Source organism: Hyphomonas sp., from assembly GCF_018402285.1.
Taxonomy (GTDB): domain Bacteria; phylum Pseudomonadota; class Alphaproteobacteria; order Caulobacterales; family Hyphomonadaceae; genus Hyphomonas.
Genome location: NZ_JAGYJH010000006.1, coordinates 586149 through 600246, shown reverse-complemented (window position 1 = coordinate 600246; position 14098 = coordinate 586149). Strand labels below are relative to the sequence as shown.

General features: G+C 59.3%; 12 protein-coding genes and 1 pseudogene. 6 read left to right on the top strand and 7 right to left on the bottom strand.

Annotated elements, in window-relative coordinates; genetic code table 11:
- Window positions 1-52 precede the first annotated feature (52 nt).
- Together KG722_RS14690 and KG722_RS14685 are read right to left on the bottom strand one after the other, a co-directional pair.
- Window positions 53-3019: an FkbM family methyltransferase gene (locus KG722_RS14690; RefSeq protein WP_213272807.1), complete on the bottom strand. Its 2967-nt coding sequence runs from the start codon at window positions 3017-3019 to the stop codon at window positions 53-55.
- A gap of 24 nt (window positions 3020-3043) precedes the next feature.
- Window positions 3044-4117, bottom strand: coding sequence for a glycosyltransferase (locus KG722_RS14685; protein ID WP_213272805.1), 1074 nt, complete (start codon window positions 4115-4117; stop codon window positions 3044-3046).
- A gap of 662 nt (window positions 4118-4779) precedes the next feature.
- Between KG722_RS14685 and KG722_RS14680 the strand changes: the two genes are divergently transcribed.
- The 5 genes and pseudogenes from KG722_RS14680 (at window position 4780) to metK (ending at window position 8932) form a co-directional block, all read left to right on the top strand.
- Window positions 4780-5004, top strand: coding sequence for a hypothetical protein (locus tag KG722_RS14680; RefSeq protein ID WP_213272803.1), 225 nt, complete (start codon window positions 4780-4782; stop codon window positions 5002-5004).
- A gap of 15 nt (window positions 5005-5019) precedes the next feature.
- Entirely contained in the window at window positions 5020-5160 is a 141-nt protein-coding gene (locus KG722_RS14675) for a hypothetical protein (protein WP_213272802.1), read from the top strand.
- Window positions 5161-5438: 278 nt separating this feature from the next.
- Window positions 5439-6848 (top strand): adenosylhomocysteinase, encoded by a 1410-nt coding sequence (ahcY, locus tag KG722_RS14665; RefSeq protein ID WP_213272798.1) that lies wholly within the window; start codon window positions 5439-5441, stop codon window positions 6846-6848.
- Between the two features lie 19 nt (window positions 6849-6867).
- Window positions 6868-7725, top strand: a complete 858-nt coding sequence (purU, locus tag KG722_RS14660) for a formyltetrahydrofolate deformylase (RefSeq protein WP_213272797.1) — start codon at window positions 6868-6870, stop codon at window positions 7723-7725.
- 24 nt (window positions 7726-7749) lie between these two features.
- Window positions 7750-8932 (top strand): annotated as a pseudogene (metK, locus tag KG722_RS14655) (methionine adenosyltransferase).
- Between the two features lie 202 nt (window positions 8933-9134).
- Here the strand turns inward: metK and KG722_RS14650 are convergent.
- On the bottom strand, window positions 9135-9788 hold the full coding sequence (locus KG722_RS14650; RefSeq protein ID WP_213272795.1) for a sigma-70 family RNA polymerase sigma factor: 654 nt from the start codon (window positions 9786-9788) through the stop codon (window positions 9135-9137).
- Window positions 9789-9813: 25 nt separating this feature from the next.
- Between KG722_RS14650 and KG722_RS14645 the strand changes: the two genes are divergently transcribed.
- The gene (locus KG722_RS14645) at window positions 9814-10242 is read left to right on the top strand and encodes a helix-turn-helix transcriptional regulator (protein ID WP_213272793.1); all 429 of its coding nucleotides are present in this window, start codon (window positions 9814-9816) and stop codon (window positions 10240-10242) included.
- A gap of 136 nt (window positions 10243-10378) precedes the next feature.
- Here the strand turns inward: KG722_RS14645 and KG722_RS14640 are convergent, their stop codons facing one another.
- The 4 genes from KG722_RS14640 to rfbC all read right to left on the bottom strand — a co-directional run bounded on the left by KG722_RS14640 (window position 10379) and on the right by rfbC (window position 14063).
- Entirely contained in the window at window positions 10379-11533 is a 1155-nt protein-coding gene (locus KG722_RS14640) for a DegT/DnrJ/EryC1/StrS aminotransferase family protein (RefSeq protein ID WP_213272791.1), read from the bottom strand.
- 99 nt (window positions 11534-11632) lie between these two features.
- Window positions 11633-12553 carry a hypothetical protein gene (locus tag KG722_RS14635; protein WP_213272789.1) on the bottom strand — a complete coding sequence of 307 codons (921 nt, stop codon included), beginning with the start codon at window positions 12551-12553 and terminating at the stop codon, window positions 11633-11635.
- A gap of 38 nt (window positions 12554-12591) precedes the next feature.
- On the bottom strand, window positions 12592-13482 hold the full coding sequence (gene rfbD / locus KG722_RS14630; RefSeq protein WP_213272788.1) for a dTDP-4-dehydrorhamnose reductase: 891 nt from the start codon (window positions 13480-13482) through the stop codon (window positions 12592-12594).
- Window positions 13483-13514: 32 nt separating this feature from the next.
- Window positions 13515-14063: a dTDP-4-dehydrorhamnose 3,5-epimerase gene (rfbC, locus tag KG722_RS14625; RefSeq protein WP_213272786.1), complete on the bottom strand. Its 549-nt coding sequence runs from the start codon at window positions 14061-14063 to the stop codon at window positions 13515-13517.
- Window positions 14064-14098 lie beyond the last annotated feature (35 nt).

Here is a 14098-nt window from a genome sequence, read left to right as displayed (position 1 = left end):
ATTTCAATCACGGGAGAGCCCGAAAGGAAACCGGGTAGAATTGGCAGGCATGTCAACTGCGGCGCCAACGCTTGAGTGCGCGCAGGGCATCGCGTTGCTGAAGCTGCCGGAATTCGGTACGCAGGGCTTCAACCGTCGTCGTCAGCGCGCTCAGATCTTCAATCTTACCGGCAAGTTGCTTATGAAGCTGGTCCCCGCGCTGTTTCGCTTCCAGCACCGCGCGCTCTGCGTCATCTATCACAGCCCGCAGAACTGATACTTCCTGTTTATGAAGATCAATGGTGCGTGCGATATTAGATTGAAGATCGCGCTTCTCTTCACTGACCACAGAGAGTGACGCTTCGATTTCGGAAACGCGCTTCCTTTCACCATCAAGATCAATATCCAGTTTTCTGATATGATCCGAGTGCTGCTTTCTTTCTGACTCCAGTTCGGCGCGAGCCGCTGATAGTGTTGCTGACAATTCGGAGTTGGCCGATTGTAATTTGGCCTGCGCCTCTGCAGCTGTCTCCAATGCCGCCGCACGCCGTTCCAGTTTCTCGTTCTGCCGCTCGGCTTGCTCCTGAGAGCGTCCAGATCTCGCCGAAACTGCCTTCAGGCGTTCTACCGCCGCATCCCGCTCTTCCCTAAGCTTCTGCGTTGCTGCCGTCTGAACAGCCTCGGCTGCCGCCAACCTTTCCAACAGTTCAGAGTTGGCGGACTTCAGTCGAATCTGCTGTTCGGCAGCTGTCTCCAATGCCGCCGCACGCCGTTCCAGTTTCTCGTTCTGCCGCTCGGCTTGCTCCCTGAGAGCGTCCAGCGTCGCCGAAACTGCCTTCAGGCGTTCTACCGCCGCATCCCGCTCTTCCCTAAGCTTCTGCGTTGCCGCCGTCTGAACAGCCTCGGCTGCCGCCAACCTTTCCAACAGTTCAGAGTTGGCGGACTTCAGTCGAATCTGCTGTTCGGCAGCTGTCTCCAATGCCGCCGCACGCCGTTCCAGTTTCTCGTTCTGCCGCTCGGCTTGCTCCCTGAGAGCGTCCAGCGTCGCCGAAACTGCCTTCAGGCGTTCTACCGCCGCATCCCGCTCTTCCCTAAGCTTCTGCGTTGCCGCCGTCTGAACAGCCTCGGCTGCCGCCAACCTTTCCAACAGTTCAGAGTTGGCGGACTTCAGTCGAATCTGCTGTTCGGCAGCTGTCTCCAATGCCGCCGCACGCCGTTCCAGTTTCTCGTTCTGCCGCTCGGCTTGCTCCCTGAGAGCGTCCAGCGTCGCCGAAACTGCCTTCAGGCGTTCTACCGCCGCATCCCGCTCTTCCCTAAGCTTCTGCGTTGCCGCCGTCTGAACAGCCTCGGCTGCCGCCAACCTTTCCAACAGTTCAGAGTTGGCGGACTTCAGTCGAATCTGCTGTTCGGCAGCTGTCTCCAATGCCGCCGCACGCCGTTCCAGTTTCTCGTTCTGCCGCTCGGCTTGCGCCCTGAGAGCGTCCAGCGTCGCCGAAACTGCCTCCAGGCGTTCTACCGCCGCATCCCGCTCGTCCTGAATTTTCCGCACCCTCAAAGCTTGAGTGGCCTGCAGCGCGTCGCGCTGCTCCTTCGCCAACTTCAGGGCATCACCGCGCTGGTCCGCCTTGGAACGGACGGCCTCAAGCTGACCTTCAAGAGCGACCGATCTTATCTGAATCCGGTCAATCACCGACTGCTTTTCAGAAAGCAATTTGCGGCCCGCTGCCAGTTCGGCCTCAAGCGCCTTGTTCCGTGCCGTTTCGTTGGCCTGCAATTCCATCAGCGCGGCATACCGGCGCTCCAAGGTGTCATGACCTGCCTTCAGTGTGTTGACAAACTTCTCCAAAGATTTACAATCTTTTGCCTGATCGAGCCCGAGTCGGGCCGCCAGCTGCCTTTGCGCCTCCGCAGTCTCCAGTGCAGCTTTGGAGCGTTGAACGATAAAGCTAATTGCTTCCTGAAATCCCGTTTGCGACTTTTTCGATACAGAATTGTCGAGCGCCATAAGAACGTCATCCTTCCATGCGCACTGCGGTGCTGCCAGAAGAACTGTTCCGGCGAAACTGCGCGGAATCTTGCGCGTATCGCTGATATTGTTGAAATTGCCCTGGTCGCTCGCGATCAGGGCTGAGTACCCTGCATCAATACAGTAACCGATCTCAGCCAATATCTCAGCGCGAGTTTTATCGGTGAGGTTCTTGTGACTGTACTCCAGCGAGATCAGCAGACCAGGGGAACGCGCTATCAGTTCATGCGCCCCGGCGAGCACGCTGCCCTCATGCCCCTCAACATCGATTTTCAGGAAGTCGACCGGACCAAGCGCAGCAACCTCCGCGCACTGATCAAGAGCGCAGATCTGTACATCCAGCTTTTCTTTCAGGGTAGAGCGGCGCGTATCATGCAATCCGCTGAACGCGCCGTCAGCTGCAACGAAGAGCGTCGCAGTTCCACTTTTTGCGCCGGCCGCAACTCGCAGCACAGAAACCTGATCTGCAAATTTGTTGTCCCGAACATTCCGCTCCAGAAGATCCGCCGCCGACGGCAACGGCTCCAATGCAACCACACGTGCGCTATCGCCTCCAGCCTTGGCGCAATGCAACGCATAAAGGCCGAAATTTGCGCCGACATCAACAATCTTCGCGCCCACTGGAATGTGGGCGATGATCGCATTCAGAAAACGCCATTCGTTCAGGTGGCCGACAAAAAACTCTGCGCCGAACGAGCAGCCGGTATCAACCGCGACGTCCAATCCATTTGCGAGCGCCACAACCTCCACATTGTTCGAGTGCGCCGGAAAGGCAGCGCGCAATCGCTCGCGCGCGATCCGGCTCACTTCAATGCGCGCTTCCTGGCCGCTCAAATCATCCAGCAATGCGAAGAGTCCTGTCAGAACAGTGTCTTCGAACGGCTGACCGCGCGCGAAACCACTGCGAGCAGATCCAATCTTTACGCGTCCGGCTCCAGCACGTCCCTGCTGATGATGCTTCTTGCTCGGGGAGCGCCCGTTTTTCTTCCGGGGCAAACTTGTGTCTTTGGTCATCCGACTCTTTTTAATCTACACTCTTTAACAACTATTGTCTGCAGAATGAGCGGCCGACGCATACAGGTTGCTTTCGGCTTTATACCTTACGCTCCAGAGATCGTCTGCTTCAGAAAGCGGCTCGGTATCAAGATAAATCTTGCCCATCTTTTCCACTGACGATTTGTGGACCAAGCCCGACCAAAGGGCGCGCATCTGAGCCCGGTCGTAATCCATGAGAGCGACATTACTTTGCCGCAAGGTTTCTCCGACGCCAATATAGTGCTCGCAAACAGACTCAGGAGAGTCGATGATGCAGAAACCACTCTGCCAGATTTTCAACGACAGATCTGTGTCGGCTTTGTAAAAGACGTAATCGTCCTCATTGGCATACCCGACCGCTTCCAGAGCTTCGCGCGTGTATATACCGTGATTAACCATGAGGTTACCGCCAAGGGTCCTCTGCACGAAGTAGCGCTGATCATTCGGCCAGTCTCGAAAGTAGAAGGCGCATGCGCCGACCGGCACGCCTGCAATGCGGGCTGCCTTCATCCTTTCGAGCGCATTTCTGAGGCTACCTGGCATCAAAAGACAGTCATCCGAGATCATGGCAATATTGGGGGCTGCAGCAGCGCGGAATCCGATATTCATGAAACCGCCCCAGCTCCGCCGTCGCCGCTTCACGCCATCGGCCTCATAGCGGTTATGCTGGATAAGGGTGATGATATCGTGCTGCTGAACGAGCCATTCCAGCGAACCGTCCGTCGAGCCGCCATCGACAACTAGGATTTCGCCCTCAAGTTTGCGAAGTTCCCTGCGAACAGAATCAATGGCGAGTTTCAGCAATTCGAAGCGGTTGAGAGATCCTAGCACGACACTTATCTCAGGTCTGGAGCAAAGCACCGGATGTGCAGCGTGACTCCTCAAGCCTACAATTGGAAGTGGGCGGTCAGGTTTGGACACATTGTCCGGGAGAAAGGGCAACCAGCTCTCCGGCGTTTCCGCCGTGGGCGCACCGGTAACAATTGCTGGCTGGGCAGGCCTGAGATCCACAAAGCTGTCCTTGATTCTGCGGATGAGTGTTTCAAACCGCGTTCTGATCTGCGTCCCATCCACCATGAAACTCTCCCGCATTTAGCGAACTTATGGCGTTACCCCAGACAATTCCGATCTGGCAACTTTTCCGCGCCTGCATTTTTTACAGCCTCGGCTTCGCAATCGCCAGCAGCAACCTCCTGAAATCACCCATTAATGCCAGAGCTGGCGTGATTCTGCCCTTTCGACGTGCCACAAGCTGAAACCAAGTGTTGCTGGCGCAACGCCAACTAGACCGTTGCGCAGTCACGCGGAATCAAAGATTCTCAGTTTGTGCGGGTTGTGATTCACTCCTTGGAGGAGTTGGCTCATGGCTGAGGCATTCTAAGAATATGCGGCTTTGGGTTGTGGAGCTTGCTACCCAGAGTAACTCGCGGGAAGTTGCTGCTCGCCAGTTTGAGGTCAGCCCCAGCTTTGCGGTGAAGCTGCTTAGGTTTTGGCAGTAGATGGGGAGGGTCACGCCTCGCCCAGCGGGTGGACGGCGGCACGCAAAGTTGGCGCCGTATCTCGATTTCCTGAGCAGGGAAGTCGAGGCGTGGCCGGATGTAACGATGCCGAAACTGGCAAGCCGCTTGGGGTCGGAGCACGGGGCAACGGTGGCCCCGGCATCGCTCTCGCGGGCGCTCCGCCAAACCGGACTTACATATAAAAAAGCGCTTCTGGCAGCGGAGCAGGAACGAGCTGATATGACAGCGGCCCAAGCGGACTGGAAGCATTATCGCCAGCCTGCCATGCGGGCTGAACCTGGCCGTCTGGTGCTCATCGACGAGACCTCTGTGAAGACAAACATGTGCCGCCTTCGCGGACGGTCGCTGTGCGGGAAGCGCCTGAAGGCAACTGTGCCGTTCGGAAAGTGGAGCACACAGACGTTCATCGCGGGCCTGCGCTGCGGTGAGCTCACCCCACCCTGAATCATCGAAGGCGCCATGAACCGAACTGCCTTTGAAGTTTATGTCGAGACCCAGCTTGCCCCGACACTCTCACCCGGCGATGTCGTTATCCTCGACAATCTCAGCGTCCACTACAGCCAGCGCGCCGAAGACACCCTCGCTGAATGTGGCGCGTGATAGTTCTTCCAGCCGAAATGCTCGCCCGACCTCAACCCGATCGAGATGGCTTTCTCAAAGCTGAAAGCCCATCTCCGCGCCGCCGCCGCCCGAACCTTCGAGGACAATAACGACGCCATCGGGGATATCTGCAAGCTCTTCACATCAGCCTAGTGCTGGATCTTCTTCAAAGCTGCGGGCTATGCGTCCAAATGACAGCGCGAGGCTCTAGGCTGCACAGGATTGCGGACACGATATTCGCATGATAACGGCATATCAAGATATAAAGGATCGTTGATATGAGCGCCAAAGCCCTCCCCAAGGACTATTTCGTGAAGGACATCTCGCTGGCCGAGTTCGGCCAGAAGGAAATGGACATCGCGGAAACCGAAATGCCGGGCCTGATGGCCGCCCGTGAAGAGTTCGGCCCAAGCCAGCCCCTGAAAGGCGCCAAGATCGCCGGCTCGCTCCACATGACAATCCAGACCGCGGTCCTGATCCAGACGCTCGAAGCGCTCGGCGCCGACGTCCAGTGGGTCTCCTGCAACATCTACTCGACCCAGGACCACGCCGCCGCCGCCATCGTCGCCAACGGCACGCCTGTCTGGGCCTACAAGGGCGAAACCCTCGAAGAGTACTGGGATTACACCGACCGTCTCTTCCACTGGCATGACGGCACCGCGCCCAACCTGATCCTCGACGATGGCGGTGACGCCACGATGTATCTCGTCCTCGGTGAAAAGGCCGAAGCTGACCCGTCGGTCCTGAAAAATCCGGGCTCGGAAGAAGAGAAGGTCCTCTTCGCCCAGATCCGCAAGCGCATCGCCGCCAGCCCCGGCTGGTTTGCCAAGACCAAGGCCGGCATCAAGGGCGTCTCGGAAGAGACCACCACGGGCGTCAATCGCCTCTACCAGATGGAAAAGCGCGGCGAGTTGCCCTTCCCGGCGATCAACGTCAACGACTCCGTCACCAAGTCGAAATTCGACAACAAGTATGGCTGCAAGGAGTCCCTCGTTGACGCGATCCGCCGCGGCACCGACGTGATGATGGCCGGCAAGCGCGCCTTCGTCGCCGGTTATGGCGATGTCGGCAAGGGCTCGGCCGCTTCCCTCTCGGGTTCCGGCGCCCGCGTCGCCGTTTCCGAAATCGACCCGATCTGCGCCCTGCAGGCGGCGATGGACGGCTATGAAGTCACCACGATGAACGACGCCGCGTCGCAGTTTGATATCTTCGTCACTGCTACGGGCAACAAGAACATCATCACGGTCGACCACATGCGCGCCATGAAAGACATGGCGATCGTCTGCAATATCGGCCACTTCGACAACGAGATCGAAGTTGACTCGTTGAAGAACTTTCAGTGGACCAACATCAAGCCGCAGGTGGACATGATCACCTTCCCGGATGGCAAGCGTATCATCCTGCTGTCGGAAGGCCGCCTCGTAAACCTCGGCAACGCCACCGGCCACCCTTCCTTCGTGATGTCGGCCTCGTTCACCAACCAGACGCTCGCCCAGATCGAGCTCTGGACGAAGGGCGCCGAATACGAAAACAAGGTTTATACCCTGCCCAAGCATCTCGACGAGAAAGTTGCCCGCCTACACCTTGAAAAGCTCGGCGTGAAGCTCACCGAACTCTCGGGCGATCAGGCGGCCTATATCGGCGTCGACACGGCCGGCCCGTTCAAGCCCGATCATTACCGTTACTGATCGGGCCCCGGGGACATACTTGTCGCAGTCGTTCATCCTTACCCTGAGCTGCCCGGACAGGGTTGGCCTTGTTGCCAGCCTTGCCCGGCTCATGCAGGAGCATGGCTGCTTCATCGTGACCTCGCGCACCTTCGGCGACCGGCAGACGAACCGCTTCTTTGCCCGGCTGGTCTTCAGCCCGCCGGGCAATGGCGGCTCGCTCGACGCGGTGAGTACCGCCATGGCGCCCCTGGCTGAAGAGATCAAGGCGGACTGGCAGATCCGTCCTTCGGATGAGAAGCTGCGCACCCTGCTCATGGTCTCGAAGTCGGACCATTGCGCGAACACGCTGCTCTATGCCGCCCGGCGGGGAGAGCTGCCCGTCGAGATCACAGGCATCGTGTCAAATCATGACACGCTGAAACCGGCCTTTGCGCACTGGGGCCTGCCCTGGTTTCATGTGCCGGTGACAGCAGCCACTAAGCCTGAAGCCGAAGCACGTCTTTACGGGATCATCGAGGAAACAAGCTCCGAACTCGTCGTTCTTGCGCGTTATATGCAGGTTCTGAGCGAGGAGGCCTGCAGCCGCCTTGAAGGCCAGGTCATCAACATCCACCATTCCTTCCTGCCCGGCTTCAAGGGCGCCCGGCCCTATCACCAGGCCCACGCCCGAGGCGTGAAGGTGATCGGCGCAACCGCCCATTACGTAACTGCCGATCTCGATGAAGGCCCGATTATCACCCAGGCCACCGAAACGATCGATCACACGTTCACGCCCGAGGACATGGTCGAAACCGGTCGCCATATTGAAGGCATCGCCCTGCTGCGGGCCGTTAAGGCCCATGCCGAACACCGTATCTTTCTCAATTCCGGCCGCACAGTCGTGTTCGCCCGGTAACTTTTTCCGAGAGGAGCCTTTGAAATGCCCCTGAAATCCCATGAGTTCACCAGCGAGAGCGTTGCCGAGGGACATCCCGACAAGGTCTCCGACCAGATCTCGGACGCCATCGTCGACCTGTTCCTGAGCAGGGACCCGACCTGCGAAGGTCGCCGTCGAAACACTTTGCACTACCAACCGCGTTGTCCTCGCCGGTGAAGTGCGCACCAATAACGGCGCCGTCGTCACCCATGACGAGATGAACGCCGCTGCCCGCGCGGTCGTGAAGAAAATCGGCTATGAGCAGGATGGCTTCCATTGGGAAAAGATGGCCGTTGAAAACCACGTCCACGGACAATCCTCCGAGATTGCCCAGGGCGTTGAAGAAGGCCAGGGCCTCTTCAAGGAAGAAGGCGCCGGCGACCAGGGCATCATGTTCGGCTATGCGACCAATGAAACCCCAGAACTGATGCCGGCCACGCTCATCTATTCTCACCAGATCCTGCAAAAGCTCGCAGGCCTGCGCCATTCGGGCAAGAACCCGCAGCTTGAGCCCGACGCGAAAAGCCAGGTCACGCTTCAGTATGAAGGCTCGCGCCCGGTTGGCGTCAACGCTGTCGTCGTCTCCCACCAGCACAAGGCCGGCGTCAGCCAGGACGAGCTGCGCGAGATCATCCGCCCGGTCGTGAAGGCGGTCCTTCCCGAAGGCTGGTTCCCGCCGGAAGACAAGTTCTACGTCAACCCCACCGGCAGCTTCGTTATCGGCGGCCCGGACGGAGACACCGGCCTCACCGGCCGCAAGATCATCGTCGACACCTATGGCGGCGCAGCCCCTCATGGCGGCGGCGCCTTCTCGGGCAAGGACCCGTCGAAGGTTGACCGTTCGGCTGCCTATGCCACGCGCTACCTCGCCAAGAACATCGTCGCCGCCGGCCTCGCCACCCGCTGCACCATCCAGGTGTCCTATGCCATTGGCGTCGCCCAGCCGCTCTCGATCTATGTCGACACCCACGGCACCGGCCAGGCCGACGAAGCCCGCATCGCCAAGGCCGTGCGTGAACTCTTCGACCTCTCGCCCAAGGGCATTCGCACGCATCTGAAGCTTGCAAGCCCGATCTACGCGCCGACAGCCGCCTACGGCCATTTCGGCCGTATTCCGGGCACGGACGGCACCTTCACCTGGGAAAAGACCGACCTGGCAAGCGAACTCACGCGCCTCGTCAACTAAACGAACCCGTGGGGACGGCAACCGCCGTCCCCACGGGGCCCCTTCCCCGAACTGCAAAGCATGGGCAACCCATTGCGGCGCAGATGCGATCGCTGATCGTTCCTCGCAGATAGGCTTGCATCTGCCAAAGCACTGCCCGAAGCGCTGCAAAGCGCCGGCTCGCCCAATGGCCCGCTTCCGTCATGGCGCGGGTCCTGCCCTGTCACCCCTGCCTGTCTTTGCCGGCCGGATCTTCGGCCTCTGCAAGACGCGCTGCTATTTCGGCGACACCGCGGGCCACATGCTTCTTCACTGCGGTTGGAGAGATCGACAGGCGCCTCGCAATCTCCTCATAGGAAAAGCCTTCATACCGGTGCAGCCGCAGCGCGATCTGCCGCCTCGGAGTCATTCCCGACATCACTGCCTCGACAAGGGCAAGGCGCTCGGAGTCGATCAGTTGTTTCTCAGGGCACGGGCTGGCAGGGCATGGCAACTGCTCGCTCAACGCGCTCACATCGTCTCCATGGCGCCGACGGTTCCATGAGGCCTTGAGATGGTTCAAGGCAGTGTTGCGGACCAAAGTGAACAATAGCGGCCGAAGTTCTTCTATTCCCTTTTCCGGATAGGCTCTTCGCGCCGCAAGGAAGGCAGCTTGCACGATGTCCTCTGCATCGGCGTCGTTGCGCACCCGTATCCGGCAGAAGCGAAGTAGCTGGCGGTACTGAGCGCGAAAGACTTGGGTAAGGCCGTCGCACGGCGCGCGCTCACCACGTTGCTGCGGGGCAGTGCAGGGCGCTGCGCGATCCTCAATTCGTGCCCGAGTCCGTAAAGTGTGTACGGCAGGCTTAGGGTGAGTAGCCGGGTCAGTCACGCGCATTAAAGTCGGCAAAGCCACTCAGGCCATGCAGCTTCTCCATGCCTGGCCGAAGCGCATCCTTCCAGACCGAGATGCACTGGCCTCCAGTTTCTTCAGGTATCGTCGCGCCGCATTCCATGGCGAAATCCATTTAATCCTAAAATGGGATTATCCGCGATCAGGATTAGAAAATCAATGCTTTTTTGTTCTGGTGGGACCTTTGTCAAAGTCGCTTCGATCTCCGGCACACCGTGTCCTGGTCCGTGAGCTGAAGAGTTCACGACAGAAGGCTGGCCTGTCGCAACAGGAAGTCGCCGATATGCTGGGGGTTCCACAGTCTTTCGTCGCGAAGATCGAACTTGGTGAACGCAGACTCGATGTAGTCGAGTTCCTCAGGCTGACTTCAGCACTGGACGCAGCCCCGTCGGACATTCTGCGGCTGGTGTCGGCTGAACTGAAAAAGAGGCCGGTTTAGCTATCCGGCACTCCTACCCTATCCAGCCTGTAGAGCCCACCCTGCCTCCGATCAGCCAGGGGTGGCCTTCCACTTTCTTTTGAGTGAACCCTAGCCCGAAAAGATCCTGATAAAATCTTCAGGCACCTGTCCCTGATCACCCGTTAAACCCGAGTACCGCCTCGATCACCCGGTCCTGATCTTCCGCAGGCAGATAAGGATGCATCGGCAGGGCAAGAACATGCCGGCTCGCCGTTTCGGTAACCGGGAGGCTCCCCTCGGGCGGAGCAAAGCGGGCAGCAAAATCCTGGCTGTGGATCGGCACGGGATAATAAACCATGCTCGGAATCCCCTTGGCTGTCAGATGCGCCTGCAGCCCGTCGCGGTTTTCATGCTCGATGACATACTGGGCCCAGACCGACTGGCCGCCCTCGATGACTGCCGGCACACGGCGCACATTGCCCTTGAAGGCGGCTGAATAGCGCCGGGCAATCGCTTCGCGCTTTTCGATCTCATCGGCAAATATCTTCAGCTTCTCAAGCAGGATCGCCGCCTGGATCGTATCAAGCCGCGAATTCATACCTACGCGCAGCGACAGATATTTCGGATCATGATGGAAGTTGCGCTGCGCCGCATCGGTCGGCGTCACCTTGCCGTAGACCCGCAGCGACTCGATCAGCTCGGCCAGCGCGCTGTCATTGGTCACGATCGCGCCGCCATCGCCATAGCAGCCGAGGGGCTTGGCCGGGAAGAAGCTCGTCGTGGCAATGTCTGCCCAGTCGGAGGGATGCCGGCCGTTCAGCGTGCAGCCATAGCCCTGCGCGGTGTCGGAGATGAGCTTCATCCCTTCCCGGTCACAGATCGCCCTGATCGCCGGATAATCAGCTGGCTGACCAAAAAGGTCGACCGCAATCACCACCTTCGGCTTCAGCTTACCTTCCGCCTTCACCCGCGCAATCTGCGCCTCAAGGCTTGCCGGATCCATGTTGTAGGTGGCCGCTTGAATATCCACGAACACCGGGGTCGCGCCAAGCCACGGAACCACCTGCGCGGTCGCCACAAAGGTAAAGCTCGGGCAGAAGACCGCGTCGCCCGGCTTCAGCGCCCAGGCCATCAGCGCCAGCGCCAGCGCGTCGGTGCCATTGGCGCAGGTCACCGCATGCTTTGCCCCGCACCAGGCCGCCAGCTGTTTCTCAAGTTCGCCAACCTCGGGCCCAAGAACATACCGCCCGCTTTCGATGACGGACTGCACGGCCGCATTGATCTCAGGTTCGATGCGGCGGCGCTGGGCCTGAAGGTCGATGAATTGCATGTCGGTTCCTCAAATGAGCTTGAGCGCGCTCTCTGGCGCGCCCTGCGCCTTCTTTCCAGTCACACTTGGTTTCAGCCTGTGTCAGGGTTTCAGCCTGTGTCAGGAAAATTCTACGCGTTCCTGGGAGAAGTAAAACAGCGAGCGCGTTTCGTCATCAATCGTGGTGGCGTCAACCTGCAGCAGCTTGCGCATCGCATTCTTGCGATCCTTGAGCGCATGATCGAAATCCCCCTCGATCAGCTTGTCCACGCCCAGACGCGACATCGCATCGCGCACTTCCATGTAGAGCGTCAGCGATCCGCCCAGGAACATCGATTCATAGGCAATCTTGCTGGCGATCTTGTCATGGATGGTGGAATAGCCGAACTGGCGCTCCATCAGGGACTGGCGCTTGGTGATGAAATCGATTTCCTGGCGATGGTCGGGATGGCGCAGATAGATGGATTTGAGCCGGATCATCTCGGCATCAATCGTCTCCTTCACCTCATCGGGCAGCGTGTCGGAAAGGATGATGATGATGTCGACATCCGATCCCTTCACCATCTCGCCCGAAGCAGCATGCTCGCGCGGCTCATTGTGGGCGAGGAAATAGGCAAGGTCCCCGGCGATGAAAGCGCAAATCTGGCTGCGGATTTCCCGGGTGAGCTTCAGGAACACCCCCTTCATCGCCGCCTGCGCCAGAGCGATCTTCTCGCGGCTGATTTCCCTGTGCATGTTCGAGAGCGAGCCCTGCCGCTCGATCATCTGCTCCCGCTGCCCGGGCAGGCCGAACAGGGTGAAGGAAAGAAAGTCCCGCAGGATCGAGGGGCTGAGCCGCACCTGATCCTCGCGGGTAATGTCGTAGCGCAGGTAATAGCTCGCAAAGTGCGAGATCAGGAAAGACTGGCTGCGGAAACAGGCCTGCCACAGGGCCAGCACCGGCACATCGGGCATCGCAAAGGCAAGCTCCTTGCCGATCTGCGGGCCTTTTTCCGAAAGGGTCTGAAGAATCCGTTCTTCTATCTCGCTGATCGGGTACATCGTCTCCTCGCCTTCCTCAGCTCTGCCCCCAAGAGGGCTCAATTCTTCTCTGCCACAAGAACCCTGACGGATTTCTGAAGACCGGCCCGCCAGTCCGGCAACCGTAGCCCAAAAACCTCCGCAGCCTTGCCCGAATCCAGACGGGCATTCAGGGGGCGATCCGCCGGGGTCGGAAAATCCCGCGTCAGGACTGGCATCACCTGCGCAGATGGCCCTCCCATAGCGCGGCTTTGCGCAAAGATCGCCTCGGCCATGCTCGCCCGGTCGATCTCTTCCCGTCCGGCAAGATGATAAGTGCCCCATTCGTCAAAGCCCGGCGCCAGCACTTGATCGGCCATCGCCAGAAGGCCAGCCGCAAGGTCCGGGCAATACGTCGGGTAGCCGATCTGATCGCTTACCACCAGAACAGCGTCTCGCTGCCCGGCGAGCCTCAGCATAGTACGGACGAAATTGTCAGCATGTTCGGAAAACACCCAGGACACGCGCACGACGAGATGTTTGCGGCAGTTGACTGCAACCGCCTCTTCGCCCGCACGCTTGGAGCGGCCATAGGCGCTGAGTGGCTGAGGCACATCATCAGGCGCATAGGACGTCTGTTTCCGGCCATCAAACACACAATCGGTGGAGACGTGGATCAGAGGAATATCGGCGGCGGCGCAGAGACGGGCCAGATGGGCCGGGCCATCGCGGTTGAGGATGAAGGCTTCCTCTGTCTGGCTTTCCGCTGGATCGACCTTTGTGAAACCACCCGCGTTGAGCACCAGGCGCGGCTTCATCCGAGCGATCAGCTCAGCGAGCTTTGCCGGGTCTGCAAGGTCAGCCTCCGGACGGCCGACGCAGTTCGTATCCGGCCTGCCCAGAGCTGCAATCGACAAGGCGAGCTGGCCATTTCGGCCAATGACGAGAATTGGCCCGGCAGGCGACCTCATCTGGTGCCCGCCACGGTGAACTGATCCTGCGGTCACAGGTCTTTCAGCCGTGGCAGCTTTCGGTCCTTGTCGGACAGAAGCAGCTCATGCTCCGGAAAAGGCCAGCCAATCCCGATGTCGGGATCATTGTAGGCAATCCCGGCGTCACATCCGGGCGCAAAGAATGCGTCAACCTTGTAGGCAACCTCACACCCGTCTTCCAGAGTGCAGAAGCCGTGTGCAAAGCCAGCCGGGATGAACAGCTGCAGCCCGGTGTCCGCGGAGAGTTCAACAAGAGTAAACACCCCGAACCTCGGGGACCCTGCCCGGATGTCGACGGCAACATCCAGTATGCGACCCCGCGCGCACCGGATGAGTTTTGCCTGCGCGTGCGGAGGTTTCTGAAAATGAAGGCCGCGGATCGTGCCGGCTTTCTCCGACCGGGACTGGTTGTCCTGGACAAAATCACACTCGATACCTGCCCTGCGAAAAGCCTCAGAATTATAAGTTTCAGAAAACCAGCCACGCGCATCGACATGACGGGCAGGAAGCACGTGAAGGACTTCCGGCAGGATCGGATCGGGGCACACGGTCAAGGACATCAAGTTTATCCAGGTAGCTGACTTCCTCGCCGAGG